Raw genomic sequence first — 16,362 nt, 5'->3', positions numbered from 1 at the left:
GTCAGTTATTAGGTGCTTACGCAAAACCATCTTTACTACTCAAATATTCGTTAGAAGCAACTTGAAAATAGTCTGTCCCATTGATACTTTGTGTTTTTGCAACTTGCCAAGTACTATTCTTTTGAAGAGATACATTAGTCCTATCACCACTTTGATCATAAACAGGAGCCTGATCTGAACTGACTTGAGCATAATTTCCCTTTTGAGTAACTGATTGTGCACTGACATTGGTAACCGATGTAGCGGCAGTAGTTACAGCACTTCCTGTACCTAATAACGCACAAAATAAGAACAAAATAGATTTTTTCATTTTTCCTACCTCACTATATTAATATATTTAATCGACTGCACTATTTTTTGGCAGAAAAATAGTGCACAAAGAAATTAATTTTTAAGACACAAAATAAAAAAGTTTTAATTAATTCACACAACATGCTTATACATTTCGGCATTATTATAAGCAACTTTATAGTACAAGGATTCTGCTAATTTTTCAACATAATTTTATAGATAATGAGCTATTTCCTATTTATTTTTTTATATAAACAAATATTCCTGGGGTTCATAAACGTTGATACCATCTACTTCTGTAGACATATTCTTTCTAAAATAAAAAAATAAGATTATCAAAAAAAAATTTGATAATCTTATTTTTTATTCAAAACCTTTGCGTAAATGATTGTTGAATTACATCCCACATACCAACATATTCATCAGTCGCTACTCTTGCGAAAGGCATACCATCTGATGTTGTAATAATACGATCAGAATACCAATATGTTCCGGGAGCCAAAGCAACATCACTACTCTCAACAAAATTATGATCATATACTGATACATTGCTATCCTTAGATACCCTGATGACTTCAGGTCTATTACGATAAGGATAGCTATCTTTAGAACTTAAATACTCATCTTTACCAACCTGATAATAATCTATTCCCTTTAGATCAATTGTTTGTCCTAGAATCCAATCGCTCTTTTTAGGTTCCGATTGATACAAATCTTTACCTGTAGAATTATAGAGCTCTGCAGTTTTAGTGCTTACTTCAACAAAATGACCACTTGATACTGACTCGGCTTTAACCCTCTGAACTGACAAAAATGAAAATCCTATACTCAACAAAATAGAAAAAAATGCTATTAACAATTTTTTTCTCATTTTTTATACTTCCTTAGTCTCCTTAGACTAGCCAAATCATAGTATGTTTAAACACAAGCGGCAATCATAATGTGTACTCAAATTATTATAAAAAAAATTATCAGATAAATTTTATCTGATAATTTTTTTATTATTTAGCATTCATTAATTTTAATAACTTTTCATTTTTATTCGCTTTAGCTAAGTAAAAAGCTAAATTATAATAATCTTCATAATTAGATTTTTCATCAGGTCTATTCTTTACTGAAATAGCCGCTTCATAATTAAGTTCATCCAAGAAATAAGACACATTTCCTTTAGTTGCATATTTCAAGCCATATTGACTAGAATCATATGCCTTATCAAAAAAGTTCATATAGTTGAAAGAATTTGCCAATGTTTTACAAATAAACAAGATTTCCAAATCACTAGCATTTGAAACTTTACTACTCTCATTCATTGTATTTTCAATCATTTGAAAATAGTATTGAGCTCGATCAACATGTTCTTGCCCCATATAATTTAGGCCTTTAAATAAATAAGATAACAAAGTATAGATGTCGTCATTAGATGACTTAGTGTATTGCAAAACTTTATCCAATATAAAGAGCGATGTATCATAATCTTTATTGTGATAATCAACAATACCCTTAATTAGTTCATATTGTTCCATATCATTATCATTTAACTTACCTTCTACCAATGATAATCTTTCATCGACACTTTCAATCTTTTCTAATAAGACATCCCGCTCAATTGCGTCAAGAATACTTTCCTCTTTAATAGAGGTTTTATCTGAAAAATCACTAAACACATCATTTAAAGTCAATCCTAACTTCAAACAAATTTTAATAAGAATATTTACTGTTGGTGCTATATTGTGTTTTTCAATTTTACTAATAGTATTTTGAGTACAAATATCGTTGGCCAACTCGATTTGAGTCAGATCCATTTCTCGTCTTTTATTATAAATAATAGATCCAAGAAACAAAGGCAACACGCTCCCATCTATCGTTATGATATTTATCATTAATACTATACCACCACATAAATATATATATAGCTTTTATCGTTAATAATTAATCGAGTTATTAAATATATTTTTATGTTATTTGCATATGCACAAAAAAAACTGTTGTTATTACTAATTTAGCTTTATAGATACAAAATCAAACTAATAATGAACTCCAATGGTCACAACATATTCTACGAAAAAAGCACCTCAAAAGGCAACAATTTTAACTGAAAGTTTTTATCATAAATATTGATTTATTAAATTATTTGTTAAAGATATATATTTTCCTAGTTACAGTTTTTTTAAATTATTGAAACTAATTTATGAACCATTTTCTAGGCATTCACTTTTACAAAAAAAAGCAGTTGAACAAAATGTCCAACTACTTTAGTGATGCGGGTAAGAAGATTCGAACTTCCACGGAGATAATTCTCCACAAGATCCTTAGTCTTGCGCGTCTGCCAATTCCGCCATACCCGCATGCACTTTTTACTATACACATAATCAAAAAGATTTTCAAGATGTTATCGTTATATCTTTTAAATACTTCAATTTGCCATGACATTTTCCGCAGACATATTTGCGAAGATTTATTTTTCTTACACGATGATATATCGTACCGCATCTATCACATTGATAAACATGAAAAATTTTTCTTTTTACACTGCTATGAATTGGTGAAAATCTAAGTCCTCCGACCTGTTGTAGAAGAGTTTTAAATTCATGATCCTTATGCTGAGCTGGAAGTCCATCATTGTATAAATGATAATGACACAATTCATGCTTGATAACTCCTACCAATTCATCATAACCAAACTGTTGATAAATTTTTGGATTAATATCAATATGGCGATCATTTAAATGAAACCTCCCACCAGTGGTTTTTAAACGAGGATTGAAAAAGGCTTGATGAACAAAAGGTTTCCCAAAATAATCTTGGGAAACCTTTTTTATTAATTTAACTAATTCTTGATCAGTCATTATGCTAAGTCAGTTAGCTTTTGAATTAATTTTGAAAATTTATCCATATATTCATCTTGAACTTTTTCAGCTTCATCAAATTCATGTCGTTCAACTTTCTTATTATCACCAATACTTGCTGTCATTTTAGCGCAACCAGCTACATAATTTTTAAAGGCTGAAACTAATGAAATATGGGTACCCATCAATCTAGCCGGAGCCTTGCCTTTTTCAAGCTTAGCAAGTGTGTCTTGATAATTTTTGGTTCCAGTTGCAAAATCTTTTTGAATCTTGGTATATTCAACATCATCAATTTGTTCAACCTTGCTACGATCAAGTGCATCACGTAACTTTTCAAATTCTGGATTAAGCTTGTCCTGTTCCTCTTGAATTGTTTGAACTGTCTTATTGATCAATTGACCATATTGCATTGCTTTTTTTTGTGCGGCATTCATAAATATTACCTCTTATTTTCTTTTTCGGTTTTCTCAGTATAAATATCTCTTTCAATAGTAAACCTTGGGCGTTGTTTAACCTCACTAAAGATCTTTCCAACGTATTCACCAATGACACTAATACTAATTAATTGTACACCACCAAGAGCCCAAATGGATATCATTAGTGATGACCATCCATTAATAACGTTGCCATTAATTTTTTGAATAAAACTATAAATCAAAAGCAAAATACTTATTAGAACAATAAAGAATCCCAACCCCATAATTAATTTAATAGGTACTATCGAGAATGATGTAATACCGTCCATCGCAAACTTGATCATCTTACGTAATGGATACTTTGATTCACCAGCAAATCGTTCTTTTCTAGCGTAATAAACTTTAGCTGATTTAAAACCTACTAGAGGAACGATACCGCGAAGAAATAGATTTCGTTCTTGATAACTCAACAACACTTCACATGCTCTTTTACTTAGCAAGCGATAGTCGGCTGAATCCGGCACTAATCTAACACCTAAGAATCCCATGAACTTATAAAATAGCTCAGCAGTTCCGCGCTTAAAGGCAGTATCGGTATCACGATTATTTCTGACGCCATAGACCACCTCAGCACCATTTAAATACTCATCAACCATTTTAGGAATTGCATTTACATCATCTTGCAAATCAGCATCTATCGTTATAACGGCGTCAGAATCTTTTGAAGCACTAGTCACACCTGCCAAAAGAGCACCTTGATGACCAAAATTTCGACTTAACTTAACTCCTGAAATAATATCTGAATTCCTAGAAAAGTCATCAATCAATTCCCAAGTTTTATCCTTGCTGCCATCATCAACAAAGACAATTTTACTGCTACTAGTAATTTTACCTTGACCTATTAAACTATTGACAATTGCACTTAACTCTTTAGTGGTTTCATGCAATACCTCTTCTTCGTTATAACAAGGCACCACAATACTAAGCTTAAACAAATCAGACATTCAAATTCCCTCGCTTTAATCTTACCCATTCAAAAACAGTATATATTCCCAGACCACCTAAAATAGCAATCGCTGGTAAAAATTCTAATCTATATCTGCCTTGAACCTCAATTAACAATTGTACAACGACATACGCCATCATTGGCAAAATAATTAAATATATTTTATTATTTGGTTTGTCCGTTAATAGACGTATCGATCCTAACCAAGAAAATACTATCAATATAACGGTCCCTAAATAACCAAATAATTTAATTAAAATACTAATTTTCTCCGAATGATTTTTATCTACACCAGTAAAATCAATTGCCCCTGAACTACCAGCCCATAGTGAAGCATTCTTATTCCAAAATAGTTTTAACCAGCCATGATTACTATTTAAATTATTTATATTTTCGTGAATTACCACATATTCTTTAGAACTCATTTTTGAACGACTATCTTTCAAATTGAATCGATCAACCATCTGCTGATCATAGGAACCATTTGAATTAGCATCTAACCCTACAACAAACTTCCATTCGGAATCCCGATTAGTTAGCCCATAAGAATTCAATCCTGATGCTTTTATAGCCATCCCAGCAGCCGAGAAAATCAACTGATAAATGACTAAGGTCAATAATAATTTAACTAAGCTCGTCCAATTAAATCCAGACTCACTTATAAACAAGTACACTAGCGCATAGACTATAACTCCAGCAATGATAACCGGTCCAATTGGCCTGATAATACTACCGAAACTCAGAGTCACTCCAGCCAATGCATAGGCCCAATATTTGTTCTTCATAATCAAATAAAAAGTTACTAAAAACAAGAGCATTCCCAAATATTGATTACAAGACTGGCTATTTAAAGCAAACCAATCCAAATCAATCATTAAAACCAAAACCGCTAGACGAGCCAATTTAACTTTATTAAAAATTTGCATAGATAAAATATAGGTTACATAGAGTATCAATACTTGATATATAACATTTAACAATTGGATAGCAATAATATTATGACCAAAGATTTTTACTACCGTCATAACGTATACTAAAAAACCCGTTTGATAAGCCCATTTAGCAAAATAGTCATTATCGTATTTGAAGATTGGCTTACCATCCAAAGCCTTAGGAGCCATTCGCCAAAAGGCCTTAAAGTCACTGATCTGCGTTTGTGGAACTATTTTCAACCATATCAAAGCCACAATGGTAAAGACCAACAACATACTTATTAAAACTAATTTATTCAATCGCAAATCATCATCACGGATTTTATATAACAAAAATCCAATTCCTAAAACACCAATAATTGCACAAAGAAAAACCAGTATAGCTAATACTGGCTCAATTCTTAAATAATTTACATTGAAAAAACTCCCCATTTGAATCAATACGACACTGGTAAAGATTACTAAGCAAATAATAATAATTTTGCTAATAACACTTTGAAATTTATTTAGCATATTTCCTCTCTATATTTGCTAGTTTTTATGATTTTTTAGGAAATGTTCAATCTTAGAAAGACATTTCGCAATATTCTCCATACTTGCTGCATAGCTTAAACGCAAATGTCCTTCCCCACCAATTCCAAAGAAGCTACCTGGTAAAATAGCCAAATGTTCTTCCTCTAATAATTCATTAGCAAATTTAACATCATCCTGTTCATAGCCTGACGGAATTTTAACAAATAGATAAAAAGCACCATCAGGAGTTGGACATTCAAATCCCATTTCCTTTAAACCTTCATATAAAGAATCACGTCTAGATTGATATTGTTTTCTCATGACTTCTGGATCATCATATCCGTTTTGATATGCTTCCAAAGCTGCATATTGAGTGATTGAGGTTATAGAGGTTGTTGCCAGTTCATGAATCTTATTAATCTGCGAAATAATTGCTGCTGGTCCACAGACGACCCCAAAACGCCATCCCGTCATCGCATGTGACTTAGAAAGTCCGTTCATAAGAATAGTTTGATCAGGTAAAATATTTCCAAATGAAACATGTTTAAAATTATATGTTAATTCACTGTAAATCTCATCACTAATTACAAATACATCTCGACCCCTTAAGATATCTGCCAGGGCTTGTAATTCATCTTCAGTGTAACTAACTCCAGTTGGATTACTTGGATAATTTAATAAGAAAATTCTAATTCGTGGATTTGTTCTTAAAACCTCTTTCAAGGTCTCTGGAGTAACTTTAAATCCAGTCTTTGATGTATCCAAGTATACTGGTGATGCACCATTGAAGTCGGCATCTGGTCCGTAGATAGTGAACGATGGTGAAGGAATCAATACCTCGTCTCCCGGTTGTAAAATTGCATTAAAAGCTGAGAAGACACCTTCAGTAACTCCAGTAGTAGCAATAATTTGAGTTGCAGGATCATAATTCAAATTATATTTATCGTGTAGATATTTTGCCACGGCACTCAATAACTGATGGTCGCCTTCAGGAACCGTATAATGAGTTTTATTCTCTTCAATCGCTTTGATAGCGGCCTGCTTAATATGCTCAGGGGTAGTAAAATTAGGTTCACCAACAGTCATATTGATAGAACCTGGAATACTCTTTGCACGTGCATTAAACTTAAAAATCTCTTGCTGCTTGATAGCAACTACAGATGGTTTCATAAGGGAACTTACATCACTTTTCACGTTAAACACCTCTTTTAGAAGATTACCCTTTCATTCTAACATACGAAATTTTATAAAAAAAAAGACATTCAAAAAAATTGAATGTCCTAATATGAAATTCTTTATATTTTACTAAATGTCAAATACGGTATAAGGCAAGCGACGCTTATGTTCGGTCTTTTTGTACCAATTTTCAATAATCTCAGCACTGCTTGACGAAATGTCTTTACCTTCCAGATAATCATCAATATCGTTGTATGAGACTCCCAATGCTTTTTCATCAGGTAGACTAGGACGATCTTCTTCCAAATCGGCGGTTGGCGTTTTTTCATAAAGGTTCTTTGGTGCATTGAGCTTAGCTAACATGGACTTACCTTGACGTTTATCCAAACGGAATAGCGGCGTTATATCGGCAGCTCCATCACCATATTTGGTATAAAAACCAGTAATGTTTTCGGCTGCATGATCTGTTCCAACAACTACACCTTTATTATCGCCAGCAATACCGTATTGAGCAATCATCCTTGTTCGAGCTTTAATATTTCCTTTATTAAAATCAGAAATAGTTAAGCCGTTATCTTCAATTGCTTTAACCATTGCATCAACACTGTCTTTGATATTAACACGAACAACTTTGTCCGCATTCATCCATTCAATTGCCTGCATACAATCAGATTCATCTGCCTGTTCACCATAGGGTAATCTAACAGCAATAAATTGATATTCATTATCGGCCATTTCTTCACGTAATTCAGTCATCGCCATCTCTGATAGTTTTCCTGCCAAAGTAGAATCTTGACCACCAGAAATTCCCAATACTAAGGTTTTCAAGAAACTATGTTGCTTGATATAAGCTTTCAAAAAATCAACTGAACGTCTAATCTCAACTTCAGGATCAATTTCTGGTTTTACATGTTCAAATTCAATAATTTCTTTTTGCAATGGTCTCATTTTTAATCACCTAGTCTAATATTGTTTACATCATTTCTTATCTTCTCAATATACTTCATTTTATGACTGTAAAGTTTTGAAGATAAATCAACTGGATAAACTTGTGGATTTAGAATACGTTTGTATTCATCCCATAACGAATCCAAATTATCAGCACAATATTTTCTGATTTCTTTAACATTTGGTAAATCATAAACTAACTTACCATTAACAAAAATATCATGTAATAAAGGTTTAGCTTGGAAATCTTCAACTGTCTTATTGATATAAGTATATTGAGGATGGAACATATAAAGTGAATTATGTTCTCTTGGATCTTCATTCCAAAATGTTACATAATCGCCCTCAGATTTATCATTCTTTTCATTGTTAGTAATACGCCAAACTTGTTTTTTACCAGGAGTTGAGATTTTAGCGGCATTGCTAGATAGTTTCAAAGTATCCATCATATTGCCCTTGGCATCTTCAATACTTACTAATTTATAAACTGCTCCTAAAGCAGGTTGATCAAAAGCAGTGATTACCTTCGTACCAATTCCCCAGACATCGATCTTAGCATCCTGCATCTTCAAATTAAGAACAGTTTTCTCATCCAAATCATTAGAAGCATAAATCTTAGCATCAGGGAAGCCTGCTTCATCCAATTGTTTTCTAACACGCTTAGAGATATAAGCCATATCTCCGGAATCAATTCTGACACCTTCAAAATGAATCTTATCACCCATTTCACGAGCAACTTTAATTGCACTAGGCACACCACTCTTCAATGTGTCATAAGTATCAACTAAGAAGACGCAATTCTTATGAGTTGTAGCATAGGCCTTAAATGCTTCATATTCATCTCGATAAGTTTGAACCAAAGCATGTGCATGCGTTCCTGAAATAGGAATACCAAACAATTTACCTGCTAATACATTACTTGTAGCGTCAAACCCAGCAATATAAGCGGCTCTAGTTCCCCATATGGCAGCATCAACTTCTTGAGCTCGACGTGAACCAAATTCCATAACTGGATCATCACCACAGACAGTTTTAATTCGAGCAGCCTTTGTCGCAATCAAGGTTTGGAAATTTACCATATTTAAAATGGCAGTTTCAACTAATTGACATTGTGCCAATGGACCTTCAACTTGTAAGATAGGTTCTTCATTAAAAACCAAATCACCTTCCAAAGCAGAACGAACAGTACAGCTAAACTGCATATCTTTTAACCAGCGCAAAAACTCTTCATCATATTCTCCATACTCACGTAGATAATCAATATCCGAATCTGAAAAACTGAGATTTTTAAGGTAATCAACCACATGTTCTAACCCTGCAAAAACGGCAAAGCCGTTATCAAATGGTAGGCTTCTGAAATAAACTTCAAAAACAGCACGACGATTGTGCATACCCTTCTTCCAATATGTATACATCATATTAAGTTCATAATAATCCGTATGCAAAGTTAAATCTTCATTTTGAAATTGAGTCATCATAGCTCCCTTATTAATTTGATATTAACATTATATATTTTACCTTGATTAATTCAAAGTTACTGCATAACCCTCATTTACTTTATGGGCTAACTCTTCAATTGAATAGTTATCACGTACTTCTTGATACAAGGCCAATCCTTTTTGATCAAGATTTCCATCTTTCCAAACCCCATGAGCCGAATTCAAAGCTTCAATCAGTTCCTGCTCATTGTCAGATTCAACCAACCAACCAGTCTCATCATTAATCACCTTATTTGTGGCACCAACATTTGTAGCAATAACAGGTTTTCCATAGGCAGCCGACTCAAGATAGACTGTTGGTAGGCTTTCGGATTTAGAGGTTAGAACAGAAACATCACATTCTTGATAGTAATCACCAGTGTTCTCCCTAAAACCAACAAATTCTACTTTGGACTTTATTCCTAACTCTTTAGCTAAGTCACGTAGTGTATCCATCAAGGGACCATCTCCAACCAAAGTCAAACGATAATTGAATTTAACTTTGCTCAGAGCTTCTAGCAAAAGACGATGATTTTTAACTTCAACCAGTCTGGCTACCTCTAACAAACTAAAAGTAGATTGACGCGTAAAACGGGGATTAATTCCCGAAAAATCAATTGCATTAAAGACTTCAAAAGTTCTCTTTGAATCAATCTTTAGACTTTCAAAGTAATCCTCTAAATCGGGATTCATATAAAATAATGAATCAGCTTGTTTTAACGCATGTAAGTTTAATTTGAGCATAAATTTCCCTTTAATACCTGAAAAATCAATTCTGGGATCAGAATGGACCGTAATTACCCATTTAGCATTGATCTTCTTTCGGATCAAAGAAACTATGTAGTTTGCACGTGGTCCATGAGTATGAACTATATCAAACTTATTATTATTAATATATTTGGTTAGTGGTTTTAGAATCGATAAATCAAAACGTTGCTTTTGCTCCATAACCGCAACACTTAACCCATTCTCTCGAGCCATTTTAGAAACAGGACCTTCTTGAAAGGTCAAAAGTGTACTCTCTTCCCCAATTATCTTTTGGCCCTTCATTAAGTTAACAATATAAGTACGAGCACCGCCATCTTCATTACCGGCATTGATATGTAAAACGCGCATTTTGACACCTCTCAAATTAATCTTTCTCGTGTATAATAATAGCGTAAAGGAGAACGTTATGCACAAAAATAGAGTAAATATTTTAGGCACAGAGTTTGATAATTTTACCGAAAAACAATTTCATCACTACTTAGACGATGATTTAGATATCAAAGCAAACAAATTTATCGTAACACCTAATCCTGAGATTGTTCTTTCTGCCCGAAAAGATAATAACTTTTCCCAAATAATCAACAATGCCGATTATGTAATTCCAGATGGTATTGGAATTATCAAAGGTGCCAAAAGTTTAGGTACACCTATTCCTGAAAGAATTACTGGATTTGATACATTAAAATATCTTATTGAAGCAGCTAACCGTAAACAATTAAAAGTTTATCTACTAGGTGCTAAACCTGAAGTTATTCAGGCCAGTGCTGAGAAAATCAAAAATGATTATCCTCAGATTGACCTTGTAGGCTTCCATGACGGCTATTTCAAGGATGATAGTATAATTGTTCAAGAGATTTCTGAAAAGCAGCCTAACGTCGTTTTAGTGGCCTTAGGATCGCCAAAACAAGAAATCTTTATCAATAAATACCGTAAATCTGCTGATGCAATTTGGATCGGTGTTGGTGGTAGTTTTGATGTCTTCTCAGGTACTAAAAAACGTGCCCCAATAATCATGCAAAAATTAAACTTAGAGTGGTTATATCGCCTATTTAAAGAACCAACTAGAATTGGACGTATGCTGGCTATTCCTAAATATATGAATTTAATAAATAAAGAGAAAAAGAATAAATAAAGAGCTTGCAGGTTGATAAATATCAACTTACAAGCTCTTTTTATTTTAATCTTCAACATCAATTGTATATGGATCTTCATTGGTTCTGACAAAAATTCTAGCATTCAACATTGCATAACCTAAGATTGATACAAAGTAAATACTTACAGATGGTGCTTCAATTACATGTCCCGTCATTAAAGCCATTCCAAATGCTAAAGCCACACTGGCTACTAGCATTGCCCACTTAAATGACCACATATACTTGAACTTCCTTAAGAAAGCACCAATTAGATAAATCAAACAATATGCTAATGGTGCTAGATAAACAATCGTTCCTAATACACCAAATTGGAAGAAGATATCGATATAATCCATTTCGACTAACTTAGCTTTCTTCTCACTCTTAAAGCTGGTTGCATATCCCATTCCAAATACCTTTTGGGCTGGCGTTGATTTAGAAAAGTTGCTAGCAGCATTCTCAAAGTACACCGTTCTACCACTGAGTAAGTAAGAAACTGTTTTATTTGTCTCAACATATTTCTTTTGATCTTTAGTGAGACCTTTCTTGGTCTTAGTTTGCTTCTTTCTATACTTGATCATATCATTATGCAATTCTGCTGTTCTAGAAACAGCCATTGCAGGATATGCAGCAAAAATTCCACCAAGGGTTACAACTAATAGTGCTACGATACCCGCTGTAAACTTACGATTTCCTTTGTTCTGAAAGAATTGAACAATTGCAGCCAAGATTGCCATACAAGTACCAAATAGGATTGCTAGCAATGATCCCTTAGTTCCAATTAACAATGCTGAGTAAATAGCAATAATAATCGTTACCCAATAATAGATTTTAGACCATGTATTAATCTTCTTAAGTGCATACCACACCATAATAGGAAAAGTAATGGATACAATGGCACTAAGCTCATTGGCAGCGAAGAACCAACCACTTTCACCTAACTTGTAGTATGAATAAGAACTAAATCCAGTATTTGTAAAGTGAGCCACAATCATAATTATACTGACAATATTAATTGCAAAGAAAATGACTTTAGGAAAATACTTATTAATAATCCGATCTTCAGCTAATTCTTCAAAGGCGTAAAAGTACCCTAACAACATGACAGGATAATACAAACTCTTAGCCAAAGTCGTTAACTCTAGCGAAGGAATAAATAACACCTTAGTTTTATAATTAATTATTAAATTTATTACTGACATGATGCCTAGTAAAACAAAATATCCAATAATCCTAAATCCATGTTTATTATCACGGTTCAAGATTAAAAAGATCAGTATATAAAATACAGTTACTGCCATAACGGCCATTCTAATTAAAACCCCAAAAGTAACATCAATATTTGCTTGGGCCATTAAGCCGGTAATGGCATCTAAGACTGGTTGAAAAACAATGTATAGCATTAAAAAAATGCTGTACTTCTTTATAAAGCTCTGCATAAGTGACTCCCAGTTAAAAATTTAAAAACGTATCAAGTTATATCTTACCTTAAAAACTAATTTAAAGATATTGATTATCGCTCTAAATAAAATTCAAATCTATCTCCAGCATATTGTGAACGAACGTACTCAAATGGACGTTCATCATCCAGAGTGGTTATTTGACGTACACGTAGTATCGCCGATCCCCGCTTAACATTCAAGAAATTAGCTATCTTCTCAGAGGCTAATATTGCCGAAACGGTTTGAGTAGCATTACCCAATTTTAATCCAGCCTTATCTTCCAGGGCCTTATATAGAGAAGACGTAATATCTTTTTTATTCAAACTATTAACAATATCAATTGGAATTGTAGCAACTTCAAAACAGATCGGTTGTTTATCCGCATAACGAATTCTTTCCATTCGTAGAACTTGATCACCATCTTTAAGCTTTAATTTCTCTAGTTCACTAATGGATGGATCAGCAACATGATAAGAAACAGTTTTACTTGAAGGTTTTTTACCTTGTTCTTCAGTAATTTCCGTAAAACTAGTTGTCCCAGACATTTTTTCTTGAACTTTGCTACTTGCAACATAAGTCCCTGAACCCACTTGGCGTTGTAAGATTCCTTCATCAACAAGTGTTTGAATTGCCTGGCGAAGTGTCATTCGACTTACATCAAAATCTTGTGATAGTTGACGTTCTGACGGAATACGTTCTCCGACAGCCCATTTACCCGATTCAATTTCTTTTCTAATTTCATTATGAATTTGTATATATACTGGTACCTTCATTTGTATGGCACTCCTTTACGAGCATTACTTCAGTTAATTATACAGTATTTCTGATAAAAATTAAGAATTGACCTAAATTTTAGAAAATAAAAAGGCAAAATTCAAAATTTGAATTTTGCCTTTTTCATTATTGGGTTAGATGGATTCGAACCATCGCATGACGGGATCAAAACCCGTTGCCTTACCGCTTGGCTATAACCCAATTAATGGAGGGGAGTGGATTCGAACCACCGAACCCGAAGGAGCGGATTTACAGTCCGCCGCGTTTAGCCAGACTTCGCTACCCCTCCATGTATTACACATGTCTCATTCGACTTAATAATATTACCGAAAATCTGACTTCATTTCAAGTTTTTTTTTGAAAAAAATATTTTATTTAACAACTACTACTTTTTTAGCATCAACAAATTCATTCACAGCAATCCGATAATACTTCTTATTATTAATTTCTACCACCTTATCAATTTTCCAATTACTATTAGCAGATAATGCACGATTAGCAACACTTGATCCATGAGCATCTATTAAGGACGTAAAATCATTATCTTTAGTTCTAATAGTTAACAATGACATTTTATACGTATAAACATCCTTAGAACTTACCCATTGATTCGTAGCTACCCGGTAATATTGTTCATTGTTAATAGTTGCTGTTTCATTTACGGCTAAATTAGTATTGGCAGATAAAGCAACATTTTGCAATTGTTCTCCCTTGGAGTTATATAAATAAGTCGATTTAACATTCGGATAGGTTGTAACGGTTTGTCGTATCTGTTCAACATTTTTAAGTTCAGTCGTATCAGATACCGAATCAGTGGCAGCTAATGAATAAGTTGAATTACAAAAAACAGATATTATAATCGTTAAACTAACCACTAAAACACTCATTATTTTACGCATCACAAACCTCCATACTAATTCCAATTTAATAGTTATTGTAAGAAAAAAATGTGAATTTAATTCGATCTTTTACACATTTCAAAAAAAACGTAACACAAAATTAAACTAATATACATTTGTAATCTATTAACAAAACATGACTCCTTAAACCAAAAGGTCCTAGTAATCAAAGTACGATTACTAGGACCTTTTAAAACCTAATTTTAGAAAGCAAAATATATTTGTTTCACTTTCTTCCAAATTAATATTTAATTAACACCAGCCATTAACCTCTTAATTCTAGGTACAAATAAAATCAATAGAACAGCAACAGCTAATGTAACAATACCTGTTATACCAAAGAACATTATTTCATTTTGTGGATTACCAGGTTGGAACAATTTAACAATCTGAGCATTGGCAGCTTGTCCAGCTGAATCGGCTAAGAACCACATACTCATCATTTGGCCTCTAAAGGCCTTAGGTGCAAGTTTAGTTGTAGCTGACAAACCAACTGGAGAAATTAACATTTCACCAATTTCAATAATACCCCAGCTCAAAACTAGCCAAAGTGGATTAACTTTTCCATTAGAACTTAATCCCATCAAAGGAATAATTAAAACAAAGTATGAAAGAGCAGTTGCAACCAATCCCATCCAAAACTTAGTTGGAGATGATGGTTGACGCTTACCCAATTTAATCCATAGCCAAGCAAAGAATGGCGTATAGATAATAATAAAGAATGGGTTAAGCATTTGGAATTGTGGTGCTGATAAATGGAATCCAGCAAAGTTTAATTGAGTTTGTTCAGCAGCAAACAATGCTAAAACAACAGATCCTTGTTCTTCAATTGCCCAGAAAACAGCAGCTGCCAAGAACAAAGGAATATAAGCAAAGACACGTGATCTTTCAACTTTGGTAACTTTCTTACTTGTTAGCATCATGATAAAGTAGCCCACTGGCAAAGCAATACCTAAGATACTAATAATTGTAATAACATTATTAATTGTAAAGGCATGAGCAAAAATCATCACCACAATGATAATAATAATTGCTACAATACCGATTGTTAAACGTTGGAAAAACTTACTACGTTCTTTGTCAGTAATTGGATCTGGAGCATGTAAACTTTCTTCTGGTAAGTATTTACGACCATCCCACCAGTAAACAATCAAACCAACAAACATACCAATAGCAGCCAAAGAGAAACCTGCATGGAAGTTAAAGGCATTACTCATACTACTTACAGCTTGGGGGGCAAATAGTGAACCTAAGTTGATACCCATGACATAAATACTGAATCCAGAATCACGTCTTGGATCTCCTTCAGTATATAATCCACCAACCATTTCGGATACGTTTGGCTTCAATAGTCCTGTACCAATAACAATAAGTGCGATAGAACCAAATAGTCCGGTTTGACCAATTGGCAGTGACAAGATGATGTGACCAAACATGATCAAAACACCACCCCAGAAGACAGTTCTTCTGGCTCCCAGTAATCTATCACTGATAAATCCACCAAGAACACTTGACATGTAAACAAGTGATCCATAGATAGACATAATTGATGCAGCGGTAGTACGGTCCATCCCAAGACCGCCCTTAGTTACAGCATAATACATGTAGAAAAGCAAAATGGCACGCATACCATAGTAACTGAATCTTTCCCAAAATTCAGTTAAGAATAGTGTACGTAAGCCTGTCGGTTGTCCGAAGAAACCTCGATCTTTTTTTTCGTCCATTAAAAAATTCTCCTCA

16 protein-coding genes and 3 tRNA genes are annotated in these 16,362 nt (G+C 33.5%); 1 reads left to right on the top strand and 18 read right to left on the bottom strand.

Features of this window, described 5'->3' with window-relative positions:
• Positions 1 to 16: 16 nt before the first annotated feature.
• The 12 genes from CBP76_RS09280 to CBP76_RS09225 form a co-directional block, all read right to left on the bottom strand.
• The gene (locus CBP76_RS09280) at positions 17 to 310 is read right to left on the bottom strand and encodes an SLAP domain-containing protein (RefSeq protein WP_102196617.1); all 294 of its coding nucleotides are present in this window, start codon (positions 308 to 310) and stop codon (positions 17 to 19) included.
• A 348-nt stretch (positions 311 to 658) separates the two neighbouring features.
• Positions 659 to 1,162 (bottom strand): SLAP domain-containing protein, encoded by a 504-nt coding sequence (locus tag CBP76_RS09275; RefSeq protein ID WP_102196616.1) that lies wholly within the window; start codon positions 1,160 to 1,162, stop codon positions 659 to 661.
• Between the two features lie 130 nt (positions 1,163 to 1,292).
• Positions 1,293 to 2,171 carry a helix-turn-helix domain-containing protein gene (locus CBP76_RS09270; protein WP_102196615.1) on the bottom strand — a complete coding sequence of 293 codons (879 nt, stop codon included), beginning with the start codon at positions 2,169 to 2,171 and terminating at the stop codon, positions 1,293 to 1,295.
• A 379-nt stretch (positions 2,172 to 2,550) separates the two neighbouring features.
• Positions 2,551 to 2,636 (bottom strand) — tRNA-Leu (locus CBP76_RS09265).
• Positions 2,637 to 2,672: 36 nt separating this feature from the next.
• Complete coding sequence (locus CBP76_RS09260) at positions 2,673 to 3,137, bottom strand: SprT family protein (protein WP_102196614.1); 465 nt, start codon at positions 3,135 to 3,137, stop codon at positions 2,673 to 2,675.
• Positions 3,137 to 3,571: a hypothetical protein gene (locus CBP76_RS09255; protein ID WP_102196613.1), complete on the bottom strand. Its 435-nt coding sequence runs from the start codon at positions 3,569 to 3,571 to the stop codon at positions 3,137 to 3,139. The genes CBP76_RS09260 and CBP76_RS09255 overlap by 1 nt, the downstream gene beginning before the upstream one ends.
• Positions 3,572 to 3,576: 5 nt before the next feature.
• Positions 3,577 to 4,557: a glycosyltransferase family 2 protein gene (locus tag CBP76_RS09250; protein ID WP_102196612.1), complete on the bottom strand. Its 981-nt coding sequence runs from the start codon at positions 4,555 to 4,557 to the stop codon at positions 3,577 to 3,579.
• On the bottom strand, positions 4,550 to 6,004 hold the full coding sequence (locus CBP76_RS09245; RefSeq protein ID WP_102196611.1) for a hypothetical protein: 1,455 nt from the start codon (positions 6,002 to 6,004) through the stop codon (positions 4,550 to 4,552). Before CBP76_RS09245 ends, CBP76_RS09250 begins: the two co-directional genes overlap by 8 nt.
• Positions 6,005 to 6,022: 18 nt before the next feature.
• The gene (locus tag CBP76_RS09240) at positions 6,023 to 7,198 is read right to left on the bottom strand and encodes an aminotransferase class I/II-fold pyridoxal phosphate-dependent enzyme (RefSeq protein ID WP_102196610.1); all 1,176 of its coding nucleotides are present in this window, start codon (positions 7,196 to 7,198) and stop codon (positions 6,023 to 6,025) included.
• Positions 7,199 to 7,309: 111 nt separating this feature from the next.
• Positions 7,310 to 8,128 (bottom strand): ammonia-dependent NAD(+) synthetase, encoded by an 819-nt coding sequence (nadE, locus tag CBP76_RS09235; protein ID WP_102196609.1) that lies wholly within the window; start codon positions 8,126 to 8,128, stop codon positions 7,310 to 7,312.
• 2 nt (positions 8,129 to 8,130) lie between these two features.
• Positions 8,131 to 9,606, bottom strand: coding sequence for a nicotinate phosphoribosyltransferase (locus CBP76_RS09230; RefSeq protein WP_102196608.1), 1,476 nt, complete (start codon positions 9,604 to 9,606; stop codon positions 8,131 to 8,133).
• Between the two features lie 45 nt (positions 9,607 to 9,651).
• The gene (locus CBP76_RS09225) at positions 9,652 to 10,722 is read right to left on the bottom strand and encodes a glycosyltransferase (protein WP_102196607.1); all 1,071 of its coding nucleotides are present in this window, start codon (positions 10,720 to 10,722) and stop codon (positions 9,652 to 9,654) included.
• A gap of 58 nt (positions 10,723 to 10,780) precedes the next feature.
• Between CBP76_RS09225 and CBP76_RS09220 the strand changes: the two genes are divergently transcribed.
• On the top strand, positions 10,781 to 11,506 hold the full coding sequence (locus CBP76_RS09220) for a WecB/TagA/CpsF family glycosyltransferase (protein ID WP_102196606.1): 726 nt from the start codon (positions 10,781 to 10,783) through the stop codon (positions 11,504 to 11,506).
• Positions 11,507 to 11,551: 45 nt separating this feature from the next.
• On the opposite strand, the gene CBP76_RS09215 is transcribed toward CBP76_RS09220, so the two are convergent.
• From CBP76_RS09215 to CBP76_RS09190, 6 genes are all read right to left on the bottom strand, one after another.
• The gene (locus CBP76_RS09215; protein ID WP_102196605.1) at positions 11,552 to 12,946 is read right to left on the bottom strand and encodes an O-antigen ligase family protein; all 1,395 of its coding nucleotides are present in this window, start codon (positions 12,944 to 12,946) and stop codon (positions 11,552 to 11,554) included.
• Positions 12,947 to 13,020: 74 nt separating this feature from the next.
• Complete coding sequence (locus CBP76_RS09210; RefSeq protein WP_102196604.1) at positions 13,021 to 13,722, bottom strand: GntR family transcriptional regulator; 702 nt, start codon at positions 13,720 to 13,722, stop codon at positions 13,021 to 13,023.
• A gap of 130 nt (positions 13,723 to 13,852) precedes the next feature.
• Positions 13,853 to 13,924: transfer RNA gene (locus CBP76_RS09205), tRNA-Gln, on the bottom strand.
• Positions 13,925 to 13,929: 5 nt separating this feature from the next.
• Positions 13,930 to 14,012: transfer RNA gene (locus CBP76_RS09200), tRNA-Tyr, on the bottom strand.
• An 82-nt stretch (positions 14,013 to 14,094) separates the two neighbouring features.
• Complete coding sequence (locus tag CBP76_RS09195) at positions 14,095 to 14,622, bottom strand: SLAP domain-containing protein (protein ID WP_102196603.1); 528 nt, start codon at positions 14,620 to 14,622, stop codon at positions 14,095 to 14,097.
• Positions 14,623 to 14,870: 248 nt separating this feature from the next.
• Complete coding sequence (locus CBP76_RS09190) at positions 14,871 to 16,346, bottom strand: peptide MFS transporter (protein ID WP_102196602.1); 1,476 nt, start codon at positions 16,344 to 16,346, stop codon at positions 14,871 to 14,873.
• Positions 16,347 to 16,362 lie beyond the last annotated feature (16 nt).

It is taken from the genome of Companilactobacillus nuruki, assembly GCF_002872255.1.
Taxonomy (GTDB): Bacteria; Bacillota; Bacilli; order Lactobacillales; family Lactobacillaceae; genus Companilactobacillus; species Companilactobacillus nuruki.
This window is presented reverse-complemented; position numbering and strand designations above follow the sequence as displayed.